This is a genomic window from Nocardiopsis kunsanensis DSM 44524, from assembly GCF_000340965.1.
Classification (GTDB): Bacteria; Actinomycetota; Actinomycetes; order Streptosporangiales; family Streptosporangiaceae; genus Nocardiopsis; species Nocardiopsis kunsanensis.
This window is the reverse complement of the sequence record NZ_ANAY01000002.1, coordinates 77010-100428: the sequence shown is the minus strand read 5'-3', so window position 1 is coordinate 100428 and position 23419 is coordinate 77010. Positions and strand designations below refer to the sequence as shown.

The following is a 23419-nucleotide window of genomic DNA, read 5'->3' as shown; positions in this document are numbered from 1 at the left end:
GGGGGGTCAGCCGTCCCACCCCGTGCGACACACACCACCGAGCGCATGCTGGGAGTCGCGACGCCCCGGTGCGGAGGACGGCCGCACCGGGGCGTACACCTGTCGGCCTGCCCCCGGGGTCCGGACCACCTCGTCGATCGTGTGCTCTAGCCTTTTGCTGTGCGTATCGCGACATGGAATGTGAACAGTGCCAGGGCCCGGGCAGAACGCATCGGCGCCTGGCTCGACCGGAGCGACGTCGACGTCCTCGCCATGCAGGAGACCAAGGCCCGGGACCACCAGTTCCCCGAGTCGGTCTTCACCGACCGCGGGTACGAGGTGGCCCACCACGGCCTCTCCCAGTGGAACGGGGTCGCGATCGCCTCCCGAGTCGGGCTCGAGGACGTCCGGATCGGTTTCCCCGGCCAGCCCGGCTTCGGTGAACCCGAGGAAGCCGAGGCCCGAGCCATAGCAGCCACCTGCGGGGGGGTCCAGGTGTGGAGCCTGTACGTGCCCAACGGCCGGGAGATCGACCACCCCCACTACTTCTACAAACTCCGTTGGCTGCAGGCCCTGCGCGAGGCCGGTGCCGCACGCCTGGCCGAGGACCCCGATGCCCGCATCGCCTACGTCGGCGATTTCAACATCGCTCCCGAGGACGAGGACGTGTGGGACATGGACGCCTTCGACGGCCTCACCCACGTGACGCCGCCCGAGCGCGCGGTCTTCACCGAACTGGTCGAGGCCGGCTTCACCGACGCCGTGCGCCCGTACACCCCTGGGCCCGGCGTCTACACCTACTGGGACTACAAGGGCCTGGCCTTCCCCAAACGCAGGGGTATGCGTATCGACTTCGTCCTGGCCTCCCCGGCACTGGGCGCTCGCGTCAGCGGCGCCGGCATCGACCGTGAGGAGCGCAAGGGCAAGGGCGCTTCCGACCACGCCCCCGTCATCGTGGGGTTGGACGGCGCTTCCGGCGAGCCCGTCGCAAAACCGAAGGAGTCCGGCAAGTGAGCAGCCCGCGCATCGCTGTCCTGGGCAGCGTCAACATGGACCTGGTCGCCTACGTGGGCCAGGTGCCCGGTTCCGGTGAGACCGTCACCGGAACCGATTTCCGCCAGGTACCCGGCGGTAAGGGTGCCAACCAGGCGGTGGCGGCCGCACGTGCGGGTGCGCGCACGACCTTCCTCGGGGCGGTCGGCGACGACCCCTTCGGCGAACAACTGCGGCAGAGCCTGTCCGGGGCCGGGGTCGACGTACGGGGACTGCGCACGGTGCCCGGTGTCTCGGGGATCGCGCACATCGTCGTCGACGGCAGGGGCGCCAACTCCATCATCGTCGTGCCGGGCGCCAACGGCACGGTGGAGAGCGCGAGTGAGGCCGACGCCGAGCTGATCGAAGGGGCCGACGCGCTCATGCTGCAGTTGGAGCTGCCGATGTCGGCGGTCGTGTCCGCTGCGCGTACCGGCCGGGCACTGGGCGTACCGGTCCATCTCACACCCGCACCCGCGCGCGAGCTCCCCCGGGAGCTCTTGGAGAACGTGGACGTGCTGATCCCCAACGAGCACGAGGCCGCGGCCCTCACGGGGGAGGTGGACCCCGACAAGGCACTGGCGGCACTGCTGGAACAGGTTCCGGAGGTACTCATCACCCTGGGCTCGGAGGGCTCGCTGTACGGTGCGCGCGGGGGCGATCCGGTGCGGGTGCCGGCCCGGCCGGTCGAGGCGGTGGACACCACTGCCGCCGGCGACACGTGCTGCGGTTCCTTCGCGGTCGCCCGGGCCGAGGGACGTACGCCCGAGGAGGCGATGCGGTTCGCGGCCGCCGCTTCCGCGCTGTCGGTGCAGCGCCACGGTGCGAGCTCGTCGATGGCCGGTCGGGACGAGGTCGAGGCCTTCCTCCTGGGCTGACGGGGCGCTCGATCAAGGGTCGGCCGTTGTGGTCGGCCCTTCAGTCGATGTGGCCGATCTGGCGCTGGAAGGGGGTCGGGTCGGCGTCCTGCAGGCGCACCTCGATGACCAGGTCGATGGTGTCGCCGACCAGTCGTCCACCCCAGGGCAGCGGTCCGCCGTCGCCGACACCGAAGTCCGACAGTGAGATCTGGGTGTTGGCGGAGAAGAAGTGGCCGTAGATGCCCTCGGGGTCGGACAGGTCGGGGGCCTCACCCACCCACTGCGCCGGCATGGACACCGGGTTGGTCGTGCCGTGCACGGTCAGTTCTCCGTGCAGGGTGAAGGCGTTCTGCTTGCGGCGGTGGGGCACCAGCGAGACGGAGCGGAAGTACAGTTCCGGGTAGGTCTCGCTGTCCAGGAAGTCCGAGGAGCGCAGGTGGGCGTCGCGTGCGGCCACACCGGTGTTGACGCTGTTGCTCTCCACTGTCATGGCCACGGTGGACTGCGTGGGGTCCTCGGTGACCTGGACGAGTCCGCGGGCCTGGCCGAAGGTGCCCTGCACACGGCCGAAGCTGAGGTAGCGGGCCACGAAGATCAGGCTGGAGTGCAGCGGATCAAGATACCAGGTCCCCGGTTCGGGACCGACACGTTCGGGCATGGGCGACATGGACAATGCTCCCGTATGTCTGGATTGCGGGGTTTGTCCATACGATAGTTCGCTCCCCAGGACCCGCAGCCACGTAATGCTGTGACCGGAGCGAGACATTCGACTCGCTCCAGCAGGACACGAACGTGTCCGGGACCCGGTTCCGGGCACACGGAAGGCCCCCGGACCGGTCCGGGGGCCCACGGGAGCGCGCACTCACATGTACTCGGGCGACTCCACTCCGAGCAGGTCCAAGCCCTGGACCAGCACCCGCAGCGCCACCGAGACCAACGCCAGGCGCGACTCGCGCTCGGCGTCGGAACCGGCGGTCAGCACCGGGCAGTACTCGTAGAAGGTCGTCAGCGACTGCGCCAGCTCGAACAGGTAGGTCGAGAGCCGGTGCGGCTGCAGCAGATCGCCCACCTGGGCCACCACCGGGCCGAACCCGAGCAGCTTCAGGGCCAGGGCGCGCTCGGCCCCCTCGGCCACCGAGATCTCACCGCGGGCCTGCTCCGGCTCCACCCCGCCCTTGCGGAAGATGGAGCGGATCCTGGCCTGCGCGTACTGCAGATAGGGGCCGGTGTTGCCGGTCAGCGCCAGCATCCGGTCGAAGTCGAAGGTGTACTCGGTGTCGTGCGCCACCGACAGGTCGGCGTACTTGACCGCACCGATGCCCACCTTGCGGGCGATCTCCGCGCGGTCCTCCTCGCCCAGGTCGGGGCGGTTCTGGGCGACCACCTCGGCCGCGCGTTCCACCGCCTCGTCCAGGAGCTGCACCAGCCGCACCGGCTCGCCGCTGCGGGTACGCAGGATCTTGCCGTCGCTGCCGAGCACGTTGCCGATCTGCACGTGAGTGGTCTCGACGTCCTCCGGCAGCCACCCGGCCTTGCGGGCGGTGGCCCAGACCATCTTGAAGTGCATGGCCTGCGGGGCACCCACCACGTAGAGGATGCGGTCGGCCTTGAGGGTGTCCACCCGGTACCGGACGGTCGCCAGGTCGGTGGTGGCGTACCCGTAGCCGCCGTCGCTCTTGCGCACGATCAGCGGCACCGGCTTGTCCTCGCGTCCGGTGTAGCCCTCGAGGAACACGCACAGGGCACCGTCGCTCATGGTGGCGATGCCCTTGCCCTCGAGGTCCTCGCAGACCGCGTCGAGCATGTCGTTGTAGGTGCTCTCACCGGCCAGGTGCTCATCGGTGAGGGTGACGCCGAGCTTGCCGTAGACCTTGTTGAAGTAGGTTCGGGAGAAGCCGACGAGCTTGCGCCACAGGCGCAGGGTCTCCTCGTCGCCGCTCTGCAGCTGCACCACACGCCCGCGGGCACGGGAGGCGAAAGCGTCGGATCCGTTCTCCGACTCGTCGAACTTCGTGCGGGCCGCCTGGTAGAAGGCGTTGGGGTCGGTGGTCAGCAGCTGGGCCTCGTCGGAGTCCTCGCCCACCTCGAGCAGGTGCTCGATGAGCATGCCGAAGGGCGTGCCCCAGTCGCCGATGTGGTTCTGGCGCACGACGTTGTGACCCAGGAACTCCAGGGTGCGGGCCAGGGCGTCGCCGACGACGGTCGTGCGCAGGTGCCCGACGTGCATCTCCTTGGCGACGTTGGGCGCGGAGTAGTCGAGCGGGATGTTGTCGGGGGACTGCTCGGGCACGCCCAGGCGCGGGTCGTCGAGCAGGGACTGCACCTGCGTTGCGATCCAGTCCTCGCGCAGGGTCAGGTTGATGAAGCCCGGCCCGCTGACCTCGACCTCTCGGCACATGTCGGAGACGTCCAGGTGCTCCATGATCGCCGCGGACACCTCACGCGGCTTTCGGCCCAGGCGCTTGGCGAGCGCGAGAGCGGCGTTCGCCTGGTAGTCGGCGAACTGGGACGGACGGATGACGGGGTCGGTGTCGGCGAACTCGGGGCCGAAGGCGGCGCCGAGCGCGGACTGGACCCGTCGCGAGAGTACTTCCTGCGGGTCGGCCATGCCTTCCAGAGTACCGACCGGACGGGGCCTTCCCGACGTATGTGGGGTGCTCCACAGCCCGGTGCGAGGGGCCGGTCCCGCGGAGGCGGCGACCCCCGTACTCAGCGCTCCTCGTGCTGGGCGAAACGGTTGAACCAGCTGCTCTGGCGGTGCTGCACGCGTCGGCGGACCTGCTCGTCCATACGCCCGGCGGCCAGATCGTGGGCCAGGTGGCAGGCGTGGGCGATCCCGGGGGCGCGGCTGGACCCGTGTGCGATGACGACGGTCCCGTGGAGGCCGAGCAGGGCCGCGCCGCCGTAGGTCTCGCTGTCGAAGCGGTCGCGCAGCTCGCGCAGGGAACGCCGTTGGAAGAAGGTCCCCGCCTTGGCCAGCGGGGTGGCGGTCAGGGCCTCGCGCACCGCCGACATCGCGAACGACGCGGTGCCCTCGACCGTCTTCAGGGCAATGTTGCCGGAGTGGCCGTCGGCGACCACGACGTCGACCGCGCGGGTCAGCAGGTCGTGCCCTTCGATGTTGCCGTGGAAGTCGAGGGCTCCGGACTCCCCGGCCGCGGTGAGCAGCTCTCCGGCCTTGCGGGTCAGCTTGTTGCCCTTGCCCGGCTCCGAACCGATGGTCAACAGGCCGACGGTGGGCCGGTGCATGCCGAACGCGGTCCGGGCGTAGGCGCTGCCCAGGTGTGCGAACTGCACCAGCATCTCGGGTTTGGCATCGGCGGTGGCGCCGGCGTCCAACAGGACCGTGGGTTTCTCGCCGGTCGGCAGCGGGACCGCCAGTGCCGGACGTACGACCCCGCTCTGGGTACGCAGCCGTACCGTCGAGGTGGCCACGATCCCGCCGGTGGTGCCGGCCGAGACCAGGGCGTGGGCGAGGCCGCGCCTGATCAGGTGGCAGGCGACGGCGACGCTGGAGCGCGGGCGGCGCCAGCTGGCCAGGGCGCCCTCGTGCATCTCCAGCGCGTCCTCGGCGTGCACGACGGGTACTTCCCGCAGGGCGTCGTGCTCGGACAGCAGGGAGGCGACCTCGGTGCGCCGTCCCACCAGCAGGGCCCGCAGGCCGAATTCGCGTACCGCGGTGACGGCGCCCCGGACGGCCTCCTCCGGCCCGTGGTCCCCACCCATGGCGTCGACGGCGACGACCGGCAGGGCGCTGCCGGGGCCTGCCAACTCGAGTTCGGGTGTGCCGCTCAAGGGGGTGTGTCCTCCAGGGTTCGGGCTCGCCTCCGGTGTTGCGCAGCCACGGTATCCGGCGTGGGAGGTGGTGCGTTTGTGGGCTCTGGGGTCCGGTGTGCCCTGCGCTCAGGGGCTTCTGCGAGGATGCTTCCGGTATGTCCCGTTAGGATCAGTTTTTTCGCGTAAGTGGGTACAAGGGCTCTATCCGGGGTATGCCCGCGCGTTGGTGTCGGGGAGCGCGATGGTCTCCGGGGCCACATGACAACCGAATGAACCGCACCCGGTGGTTCGCGCGGCCCGTACCGTGACGCGACCACCGGGTCTGGGCTGCCTGAATCAACCCGATTCGGGAGCCCTGCCCTATTCGCCAGGAGAGGAGAGGCGTGAGCGTTACGCCAGACGCGGCACAGTCCCCGTCCGCCGGACGTCGGTTTCGTGCCTACACGACGAAACACCTTGACGAGCTCACGGCGCGAGCCGGTCTCGCAGCAGACGAGCGGCTCGCGGTGCAGGCGGTGGCCACTGTGCTGCCGTTCCGGGTCAACAGCTACGTCGTCGACGAGCTGATCGACTGGGATGCCGCGCCCGACGATCCGATCTACCGTCTCGTCTTCCCGCAGGCCGACATGTTGCCGAAGGAGGACGTGTCCCGGATCGCCGACCTGCTGAGCGCCGGGGCCAAGCGCAAAGAGCTCAACGAGGCCGCCAACGAGGTCCGTGCCCAGCTGAACCCGCACCCGGCGGGCCAGATGGACCTCAACGTGCCGACCATGGGGAACGAAGAACCGATCCCGGGGATCCAGCACAAGTACAACGAGACGGTGCTCTTCTTCCCGAAACAGGGGCAGACGTGCCACGCGTACTGCACCTACTGCTTCCGCTGGGCACAGTTCGTGGGCGACGCCGACCTGAAGTTCGCCTCCAGCGAGATCGACCAGATGGTCGAGTACGTGCGTTCGCACCCCGAGATCACCAGTGTGCTCTTCACCGGTGGCGACCCCATGATCATGGGCGAGGGCGTGATCTCCAGGTACATCGAGCCGCTGCTGGAGATCGAGCACCTGGAGGCCATCCGGATCGGGACCAAGGCGCTGGGCTACTGGCCGCAGCGTTTCGTGACCGACCCGGACGCCGACGACACCCTGCGCCTGTTCGAGAAGGTCGTGGAGTCGGGCAAGAACCTCGCGTTCATGGCCCACTTCTCGCACCCGAACGAGATGGCGCCGGACCTGGTCCAGGAAGCGGTCCGCCGTGTCCGCAACACCGGTGCGGTCATCCGTACCCAGGCGCCGCTGATCCGCACGATCAACGACGACCCGGGTACCTGGGAGACCATGTGGCGTACCCACGTGCGCCACGGCATGGTGCCGTACTACATGTTCGTCGAGCGCGACACCGGCCCGCAGGACTACTTCGCGGTGCCGCTCGCCGAGGCCTACGACATCTTCCGCAACGCTTACCAACGTGTCTCGGGCCTGGCCCGGACCGTGCGCGGGCCCTCGATGTCGGCCACACCCGGCAAGGTGTGCATCGACGGGGTCACCGAGGTCGCGGGGGAGAAGGTGTTCGTCCTGCACTTCATCCAGGCCCGTGACCCCGAACTGGTCGGCCGGCCCTTCTTCGCCGAGTACGACGAGAACGCCGCTTGGCTGTTCGACCTCAAACCCGCTCTGGGCGCCACCCACTTCCCGTGGGAGACGGTCCCCGAGGGAGGTTCCAACGGGTTGGTCGACCTGCCCCGCCTGTAACGGGCAAGGGCCCCGGGCGAGAGTCCGGGGCCCGGGGCGGCGACCGTCGGTACGGTGCCGACGAGACAGCGGAGCCCGGCACCTGCACAGGTGCCGGGCTCCGTCGTGTGCCCGGCCGAGGACGGAACTGGCCTGCTCCGCGACCGTGGGCGGGTCGCAGGGGCCATCGGCGGACACGGTTTCCCGGGATGGTCTCGGAAGGCCGCGGTGCGGCCGGGTGTCAGGTCAACAGTGCGTCGAAGTCGCCGGTCTTGGCGCCGCGCACGAAGGCTCTGATCTCGTCGGGGGTGTAGACCAGCGCAGGTCCCTCCGGATCACGGGAGTTGCGGACAGCGATGTCACCGCCGGGCAGGGTCGCGACCTCGACGCAGTTCCCGTCGGGGTTGCTCCAACTGCTCTTGGTCCAGTCGACCATCGGCAGACTGTCTGCCGGAACGCCGTTGTAGACCTGCATCTCAACCTCCTGGAACATCTGTGGACTGGTGAGCGGGGTGTCCACACGCGGCAGGAGCCCGCCGCGCCCGTAGTTCGGTCACCGAGATCGTCCGGGGCGGCCCCGGGGGGCACACGGAGCACGTCCGGTCGGGGCTTCATCGACCACGGCGTTCGGCACAGCGTAGTCGATGCACGTGCATTCGTGATTACTTCTGTAAGCACATACACGTGGACCCTCGGGTCATGCGGTGGCGGATCCCCATGTCAGAGCCGACGCACGCGCAGCGTGGTCGGTGCCGGGTTCCAGAATTGTTTCTCACCCGTGGCCGGAGGCGGATGCTTCGGAGACCTCTTCTCCGCTCTCGGTAACACTCCGGGAACCGGGGGTAGTCGAAGAGGGTGCACGGAACCGCTGGGCGGCGGACCGGTGGGGGTGCCGACCTGCCGGGGCGGGACAGAGCGGTTCGGGCGTGCGGGGGGCGTGCGGGGGGCGGGGGTCAGGTGCCGTAGCGCTTCAGGAACGGTCGGAGGATCTCCTCGGTACGGTCCGGCGTCGGCGCCTGTGTGGCCAGGTGGTCCATCGTCTGCGCGTACCGGTGGGTGTCGTCGTACTTGTCGAAGTACAACGCACTGCTCAACTGCTCCAGATAGACCACGTCCGGCAGCTGCGGCGTGGGGAAGCGCAGGATGCTGAAGGGGCCGCCGGCAGCCGGGTGCCCACCGATGTCGAACGTGGCGATCTGCACCGTGATGTTGGGACGGCGGTTCATCTCGATGAGGTGCTCGATCTGCCCGCGCATCGTCGCGTTGTCGCCGTAGGGGCGGTGCAGGACACCTTCGTCGACAACGGCCCACAGGTGGGGTGCGTCCGGATCGTGCAAGCGCGTTTGCCTGTGCATCCGCATGTCCACCCGATCGGTGACGTCGTCCTTCGAGCGGGTGGTGCTCGACAGGTTGATGACCGCGCGTGCGTACTCCTCGGTCTGCAACAGACCCGGTACGAACTGCACCTCGAAGGTGCGGATCATCGACGCGGCCTCCTCCAGGCCCACGTACACACCGAACCACTGGGGGAGCACGTCGCCGTACTTGTGCCACCACCCCTGTGCGTTGGCGCTGGAGATCAGCCCCAGGAGCGCCTCACGCTGTTCGGGGTCGTCGACGCCGTAGAGCTTCAGCAGGTCATCGACGTCGCGCCGTTTGAAGCTCACCTGGCCGAGCTCCATCCTGCTGATCTTGGCGTGGGAGGCGCGGATGGCGTACCCGGCGTCGTGGCGGGAAATCTCCTTGTTCTTGCGCAAGCGGCGCAGTTGGGTGCCGAGAAGAATGCGCAGCACGGTCGGGCCGCCGCTGGAATTGGCCAGGAAATCCTCGTTGACCTGCAAATCCTGGGCCTGGTCGGTGGTCAAGGGGCCCTCCCTGTGGCGGCTTCTGGGCAAGCAGCTGCCCAGTATAACGACGAGTTTCCATTGTGGACAGAGCGTGCTGCATAGGGCTTTCGCGCTGTCTGTCCTGTCTTGATGTTGATGTCAATGCTGGGGCTGATGCGCGAATTCTCGCTCCCAGGCCTACCAATACGGTCAGTTCGTCCTATAGTCTTACCCGGACATCATGCTGCACGTGCAGACGTGTCTTACAGATGTAAGCCACGCTCCCCCGTCAGGACAGGCCGAGCGACCCGACATCACATCGTGAGGAACGTGATGAACGCAGAGCTGATGCCTTCGGCCCCTCCCGAGGCATCCCCGAGCCGACCCTCCGCTGTGAGGGTCCCCGACCGCCGCCTCTCCGGCTGGTGGGATCCGCCCTCCGGCCGACTCGACATCGGCGGCAGGTCGCGCACACAGGATCTGGCGGCGCGCTCCTTCGACTCCACGGCTCGTTCGGTGGGCCACGCCCGCGAGTTCGCGGCCGACGCCGCACGCGGATGGGGACTGGCCGCTCTCGAGGAGGACCTGCGCCTCATCGTCTCCGAGCTCGTCGGCAACGCCTGCCGCCATGCCGTACCCGACGACGCGGACCCAGCGCGTTCCCCCGTCGTCCTGCAGATGCGCCTGCTCCGTGACCGGGCCGCCGTGGTGTGCATGGTCGCCGACAGCTCCGGCTCCGCTCCCGTACCCGTGGACGCCCATCAGTTCGCAGAGTGCGGCCGCGGTCTCGGCCTCATCGCGGCGTTCGGAACGGAATGGGGCTGGAGCCCGGTCCGCGGCGGCGGCAAGGTCGTCTGGGTACTCTGCGGAGGGCCGGACCCGGTCTGACCTCCCACCCCGGCCTCATGGCCCCTCGCGAAGCAGGGGCGCTCTCCACAGCCGGGCCCGCTCGTCCGTGTTGTGTCGCCCGGGCCGAGTAGGCTGTCGAGTCTTGTCGGCATTTGACCGAGCGGGTCCCGACGGCGGGATCCTGTGCTCGACCCGGGAGTGAGGCGCGGCCGTGCTGGACACGGAACATGAGCAGTTCGTCTGCGACGGCATATCCGTCGTGGAACTCGAAGGTGAGATCGACATCGCGACCGCGCGTGAAGTGCACACGCGCTTGACCGAGAAGGCCGCCCACGGCTGTGTGGTCGCCGACCTCGGTGACGTGGGCTTCATCGACGCCTCCGGGGTCAACGCACTCGTCGGAGCGATGCGTGAGGCCGCACGTGTGAGCCGGCACCTGTGCCTGTCCTCCCCGCCCCGACAGCTCTCCCGCATCCTCGACGTGCTCTCCCTGCACTCCGTGATGCCCACCCACCGCGACACCGACGCCGCACTGGCAGCACACACCGACCGCGCGGGCATCCGTGCACGCGTGCCCCGGCAGAAGGTCTGACCCCGCCCGGAACACCGGCGGGCGCCCGAACACGCAGGAGCGGGGCGCACCCGCAGGCACACCCCGCTCCCCACCGGCATCGACGGTCTACTCCACGGTCACGCTCTTGGCGAGGTTGCGGGGCTGATCGACGTCGTTGCCCTTGGCCAGGGCCAGCTCGCACGCGAACACCTGCATCGGGATCGTCGAGACGATCGGCTGCAGCAGCGTGGGCACCGCGGGGATCTCGATGAGGACGTCCGAGTACGGGCGCACCGCCTCGTCACCCTTCTCCGCGATCACGATGGTGCGGGCGCCGCGGGCGCGCACCTCCTGGATGTTGGAGACGATCTTGTCGTGCAGCACGCTCCGGCCCTCGGGGGAGGGGACCACCACGACGACGGGCAGCCCCTCCTCGATCAGCGCGATCGGGCCGTGCTTGAGCTCGCCGGCCGCGAAGGCCTCGGCGTGCATGTACGCCAGCTCCTTGAGCTTGAGCGCGCCCTCCAGCGCCACCGGGTAACCCACGTGGCGGCCCAGGAACAGCACTGTGCTCTGGTCGGCCAGCGAGTGCGCCAGTTTCCGGACCGGGTCGACGGTGTCCAGGACCTGCTCGACCTGCTCGGGCATGGTCGCGAGCTGCCCGATGAGCGTGTTGATCTCGTCCCCGTACTTCAGACCGCGCACCTGCGCCAGGTACAGGCCGATGAGGTAACAGGCGGCCAGCTGCGTCAGGAAGGTCTTCGTCGCGGCCACACCGACCTCGGGGCCCGCGTGCGTGTAAAGCACACCGTCGGCCTCCCGCGGGATCGTGGACCCGTTGACGTTGCAGATCGCCAGGACCTGGGCGCGCTGCTCACGGGCGTAACGCACCGCCATGAGGGTGTCCATGCTCTCGCCGGACTGGGAGATGGCGATGACCAGGGTCTGCTGGTCCAGGATCGGGTCCCGGTACCGGAACTCGCTGGCGACCTCGACCTCGCAGGGCACACGGCACCAGTGCTCGATCGCGTACTTGGCGATGAGGCCCGCGTGGTAGGAGGTCCCGCACGCGATGATGACGATCTTCTCGACGGTGCGCAGCTGCTCGGGGGTCAACCGCATCTCGTCGAGGTGCAGTGCTCCGTCGGTGGTCACCCGGCCCAGGAGGGTGTCTGCGACCGCGCGGGGCTGCTCGACGATCTCCTTGAGCATGAAGTAGTCGTAGCCGCCCTTCTCGGCGGCCGAGGCGTCCCAGTCGACGTGGTACTCGTTGACCTCGGCCGGGTTGCCGTCGTAGTCGGTGACCGTGACCGAGTCGGAGCGCAGCTCCACGACCTGGTCCTGGCCCAACTCGACGGCGTCACGGGTGTGGGCGATGAATGCGGCGACGTCGCTGGCGAGGAAGTTCTCTCCCTGGCCGCGGCCCACGACCAGCGGGGAGTTGCGGCGCGCGGCCACGACGAGCCCCGGGTCGTCGACGGAGACCGCGACCAGGGTGAAGGCGCCCTCCAAGCGCTTGCAGGCCTGGCGCACGGCCCCGGAGAGGTCGCCGTCGCCCCGCTCCTCGAGCACCTTGTTCAGCAGGTGTGCGGTGACCTCGGTGTCGGTCTCGGAGAGGAACTTGCAGCCCTGGTCCTCCAGCTCCTGTCGGAGGACGGAGAAGTTCTCGATGATGCCGTTGTGGACCACCGCGACGCGGCGGTCGTCATCGACGTGTGGGTGGGCGTTGACGTCGTTGGGGGCGCCGTGTGTGGCCCAACGCGTGTGACCGATACCGGCGCCCTCGCCCCCGATGGGGTCGTCCTCCAGGGCCTGGCGCAGATTGGCGAGCTTTCCGGCCCGCTTCTCGGTGCGCAGCGTGCCGTTGTCCAGCACAGCCACACCCGCGGAGTCGTATCCGCGGTACTCCAACCTTGCGAGGCCGTCCACAACGACCTCGAGCGCCGGTTGCGGCCCGACGTAGCCAACAATTCCACACATGGGGGTCAGCGTAAGTGAGCGAGAGCGTCGGATCGACCAACCAGTCGTCCATACCAGTCGGTGTTTTGGCAGGTAGCGGTATAGACCATTTGGTGTATGGAAGGTATGCCACGCAGGTGGGGCAGGTGCGGGACGACCGAGTGCGTGCGCTCCTGGCCTCCCCACCGCCCCCGAAAAAACTTTCCCGACCCCCGGTGGGCGTGTGGTTTCGGACACGTTGATCTGTCGTTGCGGTCTTTCCCGGGGGTCGGGCGCCGGGGCCCCGTCGAACAGACCCTAAGGTTGGCAACCGTGTCTCACGCGACGAAGAACGGCTTCTCCTCGCCGTACGTGGAACTGGACCGGGACGCCTGGGCGGCCCTCCGTGCCTCCACGCCGCTGTCCCTGACCGAGGCCGATCTCGCCGAACTGCGCGGGACGACCGACCCCACGTCACTGGAGGACGTGCGCGACATCTACCTGCCGCTGTCGCGCCTGCTCAACCTCTACGTCGGCGCCACCCAGCAACGACACGCCGCCGTGCGTGACTTCCTGGGGGAGACCGACCGCCCGGCGCCGTTCGTCATCGGCGTGGCCGGCAGCGTCGCCGTCGGCAAGTCCACCACGGCCCGACTGTTGCGTTCACTGCTCGCGCAGTGGCCCAACCATCCCCACGTCGAACTCGTCAGTACCGACAACTTCCTGCACCCCAACTCCGTACTGCAGGCACGCGGTCTCATGCGCCGCAAGGGGTTTCCGGAGAGCTACGACCGGCGTTCCCTCGTCCGTTTCGTCTCGGAGATGAAGGCCGGCGCCGAGCGACTCGACATCCCCGTCTACTCCCACCTGCACTACGACGTCATCCCGGAGGAACGCCAGACGGTCCACCGGCCCGACATACTCATCGTCGAGGGCATCAACGTGCTCCAGCCCGCCACCGCCGGGCGCCTGGCCGTGGCCGACTTCTTCGACTTCTCCATCTACGTCGACGCCAAGGTCGGCAACATCCGCAACTGGTACCTCGACCGGTTCCTGGAACTACGCCGCACCGCTTTCTCCGACCCGCGGTCCTACTTCCACCACATGGCCACGACCACCCCCGAGGACGAGGCGTTGGAGTTCGCCTCGAAAACCTGGCGCACCATCAACGAGGTCAACCTGGTCGAGAACATCCAACCCACCCGCGGCAGGGCCACCCTCGTGCTCTACAAGGGCGGCGACCACAGGGTGCGCAGGGTGCGGCTGCGGAAGACCTAGGACAGGACCACCTTCCACGAACAAGCCCTCCTGCGGCCTGCGGCCGGGTAGAGTGGGCGGCTCCTCTCCGGCCACCCCTACCGGGTGCTGTGCGCTCTGACGATCGGAACGAACCGGGCCCCTGCGGCGACCGGGGCGGGACCCGCGCGCGAGCCGGCGCGTCCACCGTCCCGCCGACCCTCCGAGGCCGCCCATGAGTACCACCGATCCCGCACACGCCGCCGCGTCCGAGGAGGGGCCGCCCGCCGACCCCGAGGTCCTCGCCGAGCGCGCCCACCTGGCCGCCGCCCGCCGCGCCCTCCGTACGATGCGCGACGACGTCGCCGCCACGACGCTGATGATGAGCGGCCACGCCAAGGACGAGTTCAACGACGAGGCGGTCTTCCGGAACCGGCTGCGCCGCCTGGCCGACCTCTCCGACATCCCCGACGCGCCCCTGTTCTTCGGGCGCCTGGACTTCGACCCCGGCACCGTCTTCCTCGGGGACGAGGACCCCCGGGAGCGCTCCGAGGGATCCGACCGGGTGCACATCGGACGCCGCCACGTCCACGACCCCGACGGGCGCCCCATGGTCCTGGACTGGCGCGCCCCCATCAGCATCGCCTACTACCGGGCCACCGCGAGCGACCGGATGCGGGTGCTCTCCCGGCGCAGGTACGGCTTCACGACCGTTCCCACCGGGCCGGAGACCTCCGAGGCCGTGCTCACCGCCTACGAGGACGAACCCCTGGCCGCAGGCGGGGCCGAAGCGCGGGAGCGCACCGACGGCCTGCTCGCCGCCGAGATCGAACGGCCCCGCTCCGGACCCATGCGCGACATCGTCGCCACCATCCAGCCCGAGCAGGACGACCTCGTGCGAGCGCCACTGGCCACGACCCTGTGCGTGCAGGGCGCCCCCGGCACCGGCAAGACCGCCGTGGGGCTGCACCGCGTGGCCTACCTGCTGTACACCGAACGCGCGCGCCTGTCCCGCACCGGTGTGTCGATCGTGGGCCCCAACCGGTCGTTCCTGTCCTACATCCGCAACGTGCTTCCGGCGCTCGGCGAGGTCGACGTCGGCCAGACCACCGTCGAGGAGATGCTCGAGGCCGGACTGCCCGAACGCTCCCGCCCGAACACCGGGTGGGTACGCCGTGTGGAGACCCCCGAGGCCGCACGGATCAAGGGGGAAGCACGCATGGCCGAGGTACTGCGCCGGGACCTGTGGTCGCGCCTGCGCGCCCCCGAGGAGACCGTCATGGTGCGCGAGGGGGCGCGGCGGTGGCGCCTGTACCCCGAAGACCTGCGTCCGTTGGCGGACGAGCTCGCCGGGCGCGGTGTCACCTACGGCTCCGGGCGCGAGCTGCTCTCCCACCGCATCGCACACACGATCCTGACCCTGATGGAGGGGGCCGGCCACACCTGCGACGACCGCACCCACGAGCGGGTGCGCCGCGACCCGGCCGTGCGCCGGGCCGTCACCGCGATGTGGCCCAGGACCGGCCCGCTCGAGCTCGTCCTGAAGCTGCTCACCGACCGCGAGCGGCTGGCCCGGGCCGCCGACGGGATCCTCACCCCCGGGGAACAGGCGTTGCTGCCCCTGCCCGGACGGCCGCGCGGACCCAAGTCGGCGCGGTGGTCCCGCGAGGACCTGGTACTCGTCGACGAGGCCGCCGCGCTCATCGAGCGCCGCGAAGGGCTCGGGCACATCGTCGTGGACGAGGCACAGGACCTGAGCCCCATGCAGTGCCGAGCCGTGGGACGCCGGGGCGCCGGCGGGTCCTTCACCGTCCTGGGCGACGTCGCCCAGGGGACCTCGCCCGGGGCCACGAGGAACTGGTCCACACTCCTGGAACACATGGGCAGGCCCACCGGACACCTGAGCGTGCTCGACCGGGGCTACCGCGTGCCCGCGCAGATCATCGACTTCGCGGCCCGACTGCTCCCCTCGATCGCACCGGGGCTGGGTGCCCCGGTGGCGGTACGCCGTGCCCCCGGCGCACTGCGGATCACAGCGGCGGGCGACGGTCTTCCCGACGCCGTCGCCGACGCGTGCCGTACCGCCCTGACGGGCCAGGGCTCGGTCGGTCTCATCGCCGCCGACGCGGACCTGCCGGGCATGTGCGCGGCTCTTGCCGAACGCGGCCTCGGGGTCCCGGTGCTCGGTGACGACGGGACGGAACCCGACTCCGCACGCCTGGTGGGTGTGCCCGCGAGCCTGGCCAAGGGCCTGGAGTTCGACGCGGTCGTGGTCGCCGAACCCGCGGCGATCGTCGACGCCGAGGCCCGCGGACGCAACCGCCTGTACGTGGTGCTGACCCGTGCCGTCAGCACCCTGCACGTGGTGCACGCCCGCGCACTGCCCGAAGAACTCGCCTGATCCGAACGCGCCGCGCGTATCCGGGACGGTTCGCGCGGCCCGTACACCGGTACACCCGGGCGCACGGTCGGAGGCGACGGCACCGGCGGAGGGCGCCCCGGCGTCAGCGGACGGCGGCCGGGGCGCGTACCGGGGTCTTCTTCCACGGGCCGGGGAGCACCCCCGCAACCACCAGCCACAGGGCGAGCGTGACCAGGTGGAAACGCTCCAGCAGGCCCAGGGCCACACCGGACGCACCGTCGCCGGAGGAGGCGTACACCACGACCGCGGTGACCAGCACCAGCGTCGCGGCGACCACCTGCAGGACCGCGACGGTCACCACGAGGAGCCGGGCCCGGTCGGCGGCCGACCACCGGTCCACCGCCAGGGCGACCACCGCGGCCAGTGCCGCGAGCACGGCGAGCACCGCCGTCAGCGCCTGCGCCACGCTCGCACCCGCCACACCCTCCGCCAGGGACTCGCTCGCGCAGGACACGTCCGTGGAGACCACACACGGCCCGGAGAACAGGCTCGCGGCCAGGGAGGCCGCCCCGAAGACGGCCGTCGACACCCAGGACACGGTCAGGGCCCGCCCGTGCCTGCGCACCCCAAGAGCCATTCCCAGCCCCGCGGCGACCAGCACCAGGATCGCGGCGGTGCGGTGCGCGTTCTCCAGGACGACCTGGAGAGTGGAGCCGGCGGTCGCCAGAGCACCCTGTTCGCCGGCCGCGCCCGGGAGGACGATCTCCAGGACCCAGAAGCTGTAGGCGATGGCCGCGGCCACCGCGGCGACCCGCCCGTCCCGGTGGTCCCAGTGCAACTGTCCCGTGTTCGGCATTCGCGCTCCCCGTGTCCACGGTTCCCTCACAGGAATTGAGACGGCGACGGCGGCCGTCCGGTTCCCGTCCCGATCTGTCCTGAACGGCCCCGAGGGACCTCCCGTCCGTCCTACACCAGCGCAGCGGGCACCGATCGGATGCACGCGGGGCGGAGCCGGACCGGTGATGCCGGAACCCGTGTACCCCGACTCGCGTCGGCACTGTTATCCACGGGTGTGTGTCCACGCGGGATGATCGTGGGAGGACCGGTGTACTCCGGGGTACGTGAGGACGAACCAGAAAGGCGCACACGATGGACGGCGCAACCCCGACGCGCTGGGTGGTCGTGGGGGTGGACGGCAGCGACTCCAGTCGCCATGCCCTGGAGTGGTCGGCACACCAGGCCTCGTTGCGGGGACTGGGGGTCCGCATCGTTGCGGGGGCCGGCCCCTTGGCGTCGGTCGGGGCCTTCGGCCGCAACACCCGGGCCGAACCCTGGGACGAGAACGAGAAGGAGACGGGCGGCGCCGACAAGCTCCTGGACTACGCGGCCGACTGGGTGGGCCGCCTCTTCCCCGAACTGGAGATCCGTACGACCCTGTCGCACGAACGCCCGGTCGACGCCCTGCTCGCCGAGACGGAGGTCGAGGGCGCGGCCGTGGTCGTCATCGGTTCGCGCGGACTGAGCGCCGTCATGGCGGCGCTCGTGAGGTCGGTGGGTATCGAGCTCGCAGCGCGCTCGCCCATCCCGGTGGTGGTCCTGCCGCACGAACACGCCGCCGCGCACGGGGTCCGCAGCCGCGTGATCGTGGGGGTGGACGGCTCCGAACCCAGCCGTCGTGCGCTCTCCTTCGCCTTCCGGCAGGCCGGGTTCGCCGGCGCGGAACTGGTCGCGGTGAGCGCCTGGCAGCCGTTGGTGGCCTTCGCCGCGGCCACGGGTCCGATCCCCCCGGAACTCTTCGACGACGCCACGGCCGCCGAGGCGGCCCGCCAGGCCCTGGAGGAGGAGCTCCACGAACCGTCACGGGCCCATCCGGGGGTGGTGGTCTCGCGGCGTGTGGTGCGTTCGCATCCGGTCGTGGCGCTGCTGGAGGAGGCCACACCGGCCGATCTCGTGGTGGTGGGCTCCCGTGGACGCGGGGGCTTCCGGGGCCTCCTGCTGGGCTCGGTGAGCCACTCGGTCCTGCACGGGGCACGCGGCCCGGTGGCGATCCTGCGCTGACCGGAAGGGCCTCGTGCTCGTCGTTCCAGGAAGTTCAGCCTGATGACGGGCAGAGGTCTAGTCCGCACGCACGGCCGACCGTGATCGTTGTGTGACCAACAGCACGGTCTATCGGTGCTGATGGGGCGATCCCCCGCAGTGCAGGGGAAAGATGTTCCGAGCAGCTCCGCGGTGGTGCCTGTGAAGATGTGTTCCCGGTTCCCACATGAACCCTCGAACCCCCTGCTGTGCTGCGGGTTCCGGAGCGCCACCCGGACTGCTGTAGACCATTGGCCTATACCAATTGGTCACTGCGCTGGATCGTCGTTCATCATGCGAGGGATCTCGTCATTCAAAGAGGAGCCGCTGTGACTGCTGACGTGGGGACCGATGTAGGGGCCGTCCCGACCGAACACGAGGAACTCGTTACGTGGGTTCGGGAGATCGCCGAACTCACCCAGCCCGACGAGGTCGTGTGGTGTGACGGTTCCGAGGAGGAGTGGACCCGGCTCACCGACCTGCTGGTCGAGCAGGGCACCTTCAAACGCCTGAATCCGGAGAAACGACCCAACAGCTTCTACGCCACCTCCGACCCGAGCGACGTCGCCCGCGTGGAGGACCGCACCTTCATCTGCTCCGAGCGCAAGGAGGACGCCGGCCCCACGAACAACTGGGTCGCTCCGGACGAGATGCGCGCCACCTTCGGCGAGGTCTTCAAGGGCGCCATGCGAGGACGCACGATGTACGTCGTCCCGTTCTGCATGGGCCCCCTGGGCGGCGCCATCTCCCAGCTCGGTGTGGAGATCACCGACTCCCCCTACGTCGTGGTCTCGATGCGCGTCATGGCCCGCATGGGCTCGGAGGCCCTGCGCCTGATCGAGGAGCGCGGCGACTTCGTCAAGGCCGTGCACTCCGTGGGCGCCCCGCTCGAGCCCGGTCAGCAGGACGTGCCGTGGCCCTGCAACCCCACGAAGTACATCTCGCACTTCCCCGAGACCCGCGAGATCTGGTCCTACGGATCCGGCTACGGCGGCAACGCCCTGCTCGGCAAGAAGTGCTACGCGCTGCGTATCGCCTCGGTGATGGCCCGGGACGAGGGCTGGCTCGCCGAGCACATGCTGATCCTCAAGGTCACCTCGCCCGAGGGCCGGTCGCACTACGTCGCGGCCGCGTTCCCGAGCGCCTGCGGCAAGACCAACCTCGCCATGCTCCAGCCCACCATCCCGGGTTGGAAGGTCGAGACCGTCGGTGACGACATCGCCTGGATGCGTTTCGACGAGCAAGGGCAGCTCCGCGCCATCAACCCCGAGGCCGGTTTCTTCGGTGTCGCGCCCGGCACCGGGGCCAAGACCAACGCCAACGCGGTCGAGACCCTCTGGGGCAACAGCATCTTCACCAACGTCGCCCTCACCGACGACGGGGACGTGTGGTGGGAGGGCCTGACCGAGGAGCCGCCGGCCGGACTCACCGACTGGAAGGGCCGCCCCTGGGCACCGGGTTCCGGCGAGCCCGCCGCCCATCCCAACTCCCGTTTCACCACCCCGGCCGGGCAGGCGCCGACGATCGCACCCGAGTGGGAGGACCCCGCGGGCGTGCCGATCTCGGCGATCCTCTTCGGCGGCCGCCGCGCCACGGCCGTGCCGCTGGTGACCGAGTCCTTCAGCTGGCAGCAGGGTGTCTACCTGGGCGCCAACGTCTCCTCGGAGAAGACCGCTGCGCAGGAGGGTTCCGTCGGCGAGCTGCGCCGCGACCCCTTCGCGATGCTGCCCTTCTGCGGCTACAACATGGGCGACTACTTCGCCCACTGGCTCAGGATCGGGCGCAAGGCCGACGCCGCGAAGTTGCCGACGATCTTCTACGTCAACTGGTTCAAGAAGGACGACGACGGCCGCATCGTCTGGCCCGGCTTCGGTGAGAACAGCCGTGTCATCAAGTGGATCGTCGAGCGCCTCGAGGGCCGTGCGGAGGCCGTCGACACCCCGATCGGCCGTGTCCCGGTCGCCGACGGCATCGACACCGAGGGCCTGGACCTCTCCCAGGAGGACATGGAGTTCGTCCTCGACGTGGACCCCGAGGTCTGGAAGCAGGAGGCCGCCCTGGTCCCCGAGTTCTTCAAGACCTTCGGCGACCAGCTCCCGAACGAGCTCTGGGACGAGTACCACGCCCTGCTGAACCGTCTCGGGCAGTAGGACACAGGCGGGCCCGCCCCTTTTTCCGCGCGACGGGCCGGCCATGGAGGGGCGCGGACACACCGGTGTCCGTGCCCCTTCTTCTGTTGGTTCGCCCGGTGGGAACGGAGGTGCGGTGCAGGTCCCGGACGCGCCCGGAATGCCCAACATGTGAGAAGCGCTGGTCACGTGTTGATACAGGGTGTTAATCTCGGCCCATGATCGCGCTCTACCGACGGCCTCCCGTGGACCACCCTCGTGCGGCCGTCGTGTTCTGCGGGTCCTGATGCATCGCCGGGCGGCAGGGCCCGCCCGTCCAAATCCCTGTTTTTCCGATCTGAAACCCAGACAGAGGTTGAGTCATGACCGCCGACTCCACACCCGAGCAGCACTGGTCCTTCGAGACCCGGCAGATCCACGCGGGGGCACAGCCGGACCCGGCCACCAACGCCCGTGCCACCCCCATCTACCAGACGACCTCCTACGTCTTCCGTGACACCCAGCACGGCGCCGACCTGTTCAACCTCTCCGAACCGGGCAACATCTACACGCGGATCATGAACCCCACCCAGGACGTCCTGGAGCAGCGTGTGGCCGCCCTGGAGGGCGGTGTAGCAGCGGTGGCCTTCGCCTCCGGTTCGGCCTCCACCACCGCCGCCGTCCTCAACCTCGCAGGTGCGGGCGACCACGTGGTCGCCAGCCCCCTCCTCTACGGCGGTACCTACAACCTGTTCCGCTACACGCTGCCCAAACTCGGTATCGAGGTGAGCTTCGTCGAGGACCAGGCCGACCCCGAGTCCTGGCGTTCGGCCACCCGCCCCGAGACGAAGATGTACTTCGCCGAATCGCTGGCCAACCCCGGCGGCAACGTCCTGGACGTGCGTGCCATCGCCGACACCGCGCACGCCGAGGGTGTACCGCTCATCGTCGACAACACCGTGCCCACCCCCTACCTGCTGCGGCCCATCGAGCACGGCGCCGACATCGTCGTGCACTCGGCGACCAAGTACCTGGGCGGCCACGGCACCACCGTCGCCGGTGTGGTCGTGGACGGGGGCACCTTCGACTTCGGCGCCCACGGTGAGCGTTTCCCCGGCCTCGTCGAGCCGGACCCCAGCTACAACGGCCTCAAGTACTGGGAGGCCCTGGGCCCGGGCGCCTACGCCACGAAGCTCCGTGTGCAGCTGCTGCGCGACACCGGCGCGGCCATCGCCCCGTTCAACAGCTTCCTCATCCTCCAGGGCATCGAGACACTGTCCCTGCGGATGGAGCGCCACGTCACCAACACCCAGGCGCTCGCCGAGTGGCTGGAGTCGCGGGACGAGGTCGAGAAGGTCTACTACGCGGGCCTGGAGTCCAGCCCCTTCAACGAGCAGGCACGCACCTACCTGCCGAAGGGCGCGGGTGCCGTCGTCTCCTTCGACCTGCGCGGCGGGACCGAGGCCGGACGGGCCTTCGTGGACGGAACCGACCTGTTCAGCCAGCTGGTCAACATCGGTGACGTGCGCAGCCTCATCGTCCACCCGGCCAGCACCACGCACAGCCAGATGGCCCCCGAGGAACTGGCAGCAGCCGGTGTGACCCCGGGCCTGGTCCGGCTGGCCGTCGGGTTGGAGAACCTGGACGACCTCAAGGCCGACCTGGAGCTGGGCTTCCAGGCTGCGAAGGCGCACCAGTGAGCGAGACTCCCAGCCGTCCCGCCACCGGTGGGTGGCGGGACGGCGACCCCGTGGGCGAGCGGCGCCTGCTCGAACTGGACACGCCCCTGGAACTGGAGTCGGGCGAGGTCCTGCCCGATGTGCGGATCGCCTACCAGACCTGGGGCGAGCCCGACGCGCACGGCACCAACGGGATTCTCGTGCTGCACGCCCTCACCGGCGACTCCCACGTCACCGGCCCGGAGGGGCCCGGACACCCCAGCCCCGGCTGGTGGGAGGGGCTGGTCGGCCCGGGGCTGGCCCTGGACACCGACAAGTACTTCGTGGTGGCGCCCAACGTGCTGGGCGGTTGCCAGGGGACCACAGGACCCTCCAGCCCCGCTCAGGACGGAAAGGCCTGGGGGAGCCGGTTCCCGCGCATCACCATCCGTGACACGGTGCATGCCGAGGAGGCGCTGGCCGACGCCCTGGGGATCGGTTCCTGGGCGGCGGTGATCGGTGGTTCCATGGGCGGCATGCGTGCCCTGGAGTGGGCGGCGACCTTCCCCGAGCGTGTCCGCCGGCTCATGGCCCTGGCCTGTCCGACGGCCACGTCCGCCTGGCAGATCGCCTGGGCCTCGCCCCAGTTGCACGCCATCCGCAACGACCCGGACTGGTGCGGCGGCGACTACCACGACACCGGCCGTTCCCCGGACGCCGGGCTGGGTGTGGCACGCCGGATCGCGCACATCACCTACCGGGGCGCCGACGAGTTCGACGAACGCTTCGGCCGCCTCCCCCAGGAGGGTGAGGACCCCAGGTCCGGCGGCCGGTACGCGGTGGAGTCCTACCTCGACCACCACGCGCGCAAGCTCTCCCGCCGCTTCGACCCGGCCAGCTACGTCCTGCTGACCGAGGCGATGAACGACCACGACGTGGGGCGGGGCCGGGGCGGTACGGCCGAAGCCCTGAAACGGCTGCCCGAACGGACCATGGTCGCGGGGGTGAGCAGCGACCATCTCTACCCGTTGGCGCAGCAGGAGGAGATCGCCGCTCATCTGCCCGTTCCCGGGCGGGCACGGGTCATCGTGTCACCGCACGGCCACGACGGTTTCCTCGTCCAGACCGACCAGGTGAGCGCGCTGATCGACGAGCTCCTGGCCGAACAGGACTGACGGGCGCGGCGGGCCCCCACCACGGTGGCCGGCCCCGCCGCGCCCGTCCCCTGCCCCGGTTCCTCCACCCGCTGCGGACCGCATCCGGGCCGCAGGGGCGGGAGCGGGCGCCCGGGAGGGGCATGCACCTGCGGGATGGAAGTGGCCGGATGTGGCCCCTGATGTTTATCTGGCGCATGCCCTGTTTGGTGGGGATGTCGGCTTCTGGGGTGCTCTCCGGCCGGTTGCGGAGCATTTCGGCATCACGTTGGATGGCCCGACAG

18 protein-coding genes are annotated in these 23419 nt (G+C 69.7%); 11 read left to right on the top strand and 7 right to left on the bottom strand.

Annotation, left to right across the window (positions count from 1 at the left end; genetic code table 11):
- Positions 1-159: 159 nt before the first annotated feature.
- Together D456_RS0101855 and D456_RS0101850 are read left to right on the top strand one after the other, a co-directional pair.
- Positions 160-993: an exodeoxyribonuclease III gene (locus D456_RS0101855; RefSeq protein WP_193373799.1), complete on the top strand. Its 834-nt coding sequence runs from the start codon at positions 160-162 to the stop codon at positions 991-993.
- Positions 990-1889, top strand: coding sequence for a ribokinase (locus D456_RS0101850; RefSeq protein WP_017574443.1), 900 nt, complete (start codon positions 990-992; stop codon positions 1887-1889). The genes D456_RS0101855 and D456_RS0101850 overlap by 4 nt, the downstream gene beginning before the upstream one ends.
- A 40-nt stretch (positions 1890-1929) precedes the next feature.
- Here D456_RS0101850 and D456_RS0101845 read toward each other — a convergent pair whose 3' ends face one another.
- From D456_RS0101845 to plsX, 3 genes are all read right to left on the bottom strand, one after another.
- The gene (locus D456_RS0101845) at positions 1930-2538 is read right to left on the bottom strand and encodes a YceI family protein (RefSeq protein WP_026115485.1); all 609 of its coding nucleotides are present in this window, start codon (positions 2536-2538) and stop codon (positions 1930-1932) included.
- Positions 2539-2733: 195 nt separating this feature from the next.
- On the bottom strand, positions 2734-4479 hold the full coding sequence (gene argS, locus D456_RS0101840; protein WP_017574441.1) for an arginine--tRNA ligase: 1746 nt from the start codon (positions 4477-4479) through the stop codon (positions 2734-2736).
- A gap of 101 nt (positions 4480-4580) precedes the next feature.
- Positions 4581-5666 carry a phosphate acyltransferase PlsX gene (gene plsX / locus D456_RS0101835; protein WP_017574440.1) on the bottom strand — a complete coding sequence of 362 codons (1086 nt, stop codon included), beginning with the start codon at positions 5664-5666 and terminating at the stop codon, positions 4581-4583.
- A gap of 488 nt (positions 5667-6154) precedes the next feature.
- Here plsX and D456_RS0101830 point away from each other — a divergent pair, with 488 nt between their 5' ends.
- Positions 6155-7396, top strand: coding sequence for a KamA family radical SAM protein (locus D456_RS0101830; protein ID WP_017574439.1), 1242 nt, complete (start codon positions 6155-6157; stop codon positions 7394-7396).
- Positions 7397-7616: 220 nt separating this feature from the next.
- Here D456_RS0101830 and D456_RS0101825 read toward each other — a convergent pair whose 3' ends face one another.
- Both D456_RS0101825 and D456_RS0101820 read right to left on the bottom strand, forming a co-directional pair.
- Positions 7617-7868 carry a DUF397 domain-containing protein gene (locus tag D456_RS0101825; RefSeq protein WP_026115484.1) on the bottom strand — a complete coding sequence of 84 codons (252 nt, stop codon included), beginning with the start codon at positions 7866-7868 and terminating at the stop codon, positions 7617-7619.
- A 460-nt stretch (positions 7869-8328) separates the two neighbouring features.
- Complete coding sequence (locus D456_RS0101820; RefSeq protein WP_040698533.1) at positions 8329-9216, bottom strand: helix-turn-helix domain-containing protein; 888 nt, start codon at positions 9214-9216, stop codon at positions 8329-8331.
- A 318-nt stretch (positions 9217-9534) separates the two neighbouring features.
- Here D456_RS0101820 and D456_RS0101815 point away from each other — a divergent pair, with 318 nt between their 5' ends.
- Positions 9535-10089: an ATP-binding protein gene (locus D456_RS0101815; protein ID WP_017574436.1), complete on the top strand. Its 555-nt coding sequence runs from the start codon at positions 9535-9537 to the stop codon at positions 10087-10089.
- A gap of 172 nt (positions 10090-10261) precedes the next feature.
- The gene (locus D456_RS0101810; RefSeq protein WP_017574435.1) at positions 10262-10642 is read left to right on the top strand and encodes an STAS domain-containing protein; all 381 of its coding nucleotides are present in this window, start codon (positions 10262-10264) and stop codon (positions 10640-10642) included.
- Positions 10643-10729: 87 nt separating this feature from the next.
- On the opposite strand, the gene glmS is transcribed toward D456_RS0101810, so the two are convergent.
- Complete coding sequence (gene glmS / locus D456_RS0101805; RefSeq protein WP_083904484.1) at positions 10730-12583, bottom strand: glutamine--fructose-6-phosphate transaminase (isomerizing); 1854 nt, start codon at positions 12581-12583, stop codon at positions 10730-10732.
- 330 nt (positions 12584-12913) lie between these two features.
- Here glmS and coaA point away from each other — a divergent pair, with 330 nt between their 5' ends.
- A complete protein-coding gene (gene coaA, locus D456_RS0101800) occupies positions 12914-13819 on the top strand; it encodes a type I pantothenate kinase (protein WP_017574433.1) in 906 nt (301 codons plus the stop codon).
- A gap of 193 nt (positions 13820-14012) precedes the next feature.
- On the top strand, positions 14013-16178 hold the full coding sequence (locus D456_RS0101795; RefSeq protein ID WP_017574432.1) for a HelD family protein: 2166 nt from the start codon (positions 14013-14015) through the stop codon (positions 16176-16178).
- Positions 16179-16281: 103 nt separating this feature from the next.
- Here D456_RS0101795 and D456_RS0101790 read toward each other — a convergent pair whose 3' ends face one another.
- Positions 16282-16995, bottom strand: coding sequence for a hypothetical protein (locus D456_RS0101790; protein ID WP_017574431.1), 714 nt, complete (start codon positions 16993-16995; stop codon positions 16282-16284).
- Positions 16996-17288: 293 nt separating this feature from the next.
- Here D456_RS0101790 and D456_RS0101785 point away from each other — a divergent pair, with 293 nt between their 5' ends.
- The 4 genes from D456_RS0101785 to metX all read left to right on the top strand — a co-directional run bounded on the left by D456_RS0101785 (position 17289) and on the right by metX (position 23156).
- On the top strand, positions 17289-18197 hold the full coding sequence (locus D456_RS0101785) for a universal stress protein (RefSeq protein WP_017574430.1): 909 nt from the start codon (positions 17289-17291) through the stop codon (positions 18195-18197).
- A gap of 359 nt (positions 18198-18556) precedes the next feature.
- Positions 18557-20365: a phosphoenolpyruvate carboxykinase (GTP) gene (locus D456_RS0101780; protein ID WP_017574429.1), complete on the top strand. Its 1809-nt coding sequence runs from the start codon at positions 18557-18559 to the stop codon at positions 20363-20365.
- A gap of 341 nt (positions 20366-20706) precedes the next feature.
- Complete coding sequence (locus D456_RS0101775; RefSeq protein ID WP_017574428.1) at positions 20707-22023, top strand: bifunctional o-acetylhomoserine/o-acetylserine sulfhydrylase; 1317 nt, start codon at positions 20707-20709, stop codon at positions 22021-22023.
- Positions 22020-23156: a homoserine O-acetyltransferase MetX gene (gene metX / locus D456_RS0101770; RefSeq protein WP_017574427.1), complete on the top strand. Its 1137-nt coding sequence runs from the start codon at positions 22020-22022 to the stop codon at positions 23154-23156. The genes D456_RS0101775 and metX overlap by 4 nt, the downstream gene beginning before the upstream one ends.
- The last annotated feature ends 263 nt before the right edge of the window (positions 23157-23419 follow it).

Bases quoted from the DNA above. Each gene is read 5' to 3' on its own strand.
- D456_RS0101845 (WP_026115485.1), bottom strand. From the start codon at position 2,538: ATGTCGCCCATGCCCGAACGTGTCGGTCCCGAACCGGGGACCTGGTAT.
- argS (WP_017574441.1), bottom strand. From the start codon at position 4,479: ATGGCCGACCCGCAGGAAGTACTCTCGCGACGGGTCCAGTCCGCGCTC.
- D456_RS0101825 (WP_026115484.1), bottom strand. From the start codon at position 7,868: ATGTTCCAGGAGGTTGAGATGCAGGTCTACAACGGCGTTCCGGCAGAC.
- D456_RS0101815 (WP_017574436.1), top strand. From the start codon at position 9,535: ATGAACGCAGAGCTGATGCCTTCGGCCCCTCCCGAGGCATCCCCGAGC.
- glmS (WP_083904484.1), bottom strand. From the start codon at position 12,583: ATGTGTGGAATTGTTGGCTACGTCGGGCCGCAACCGGCGCTCGAGGTC.
- D456_RS0101795 (WP_017574432.1), top strand. From the start codon at position 14,013: ATGAGTACCACCGATCCCGCACACGCCGCCGCGTCCGAGGAGGGGCCG.
- D456_RS0101790 (WP_017574431.1), bottom strand. From the start codon at position 16,995: ATGCCGAACACGGGACAGTTGCACTGGGACCACCGGGACGGGCGGGTC.
- D456_RS0101785 (WP_017574430.1), top strand. From the start codon at position 17,289: ATGGACGGCGCAACCCCGACGCGCTGGGTGGTCGTGGGGGTGGACGGC.
- D456_RS0101775 (WP_017574428.1), top strand. From the start codon at position 20,707: ATGACCGCCGACTCCACACCCGAGCAGCACTGGTCCTTCGAGACCCGG.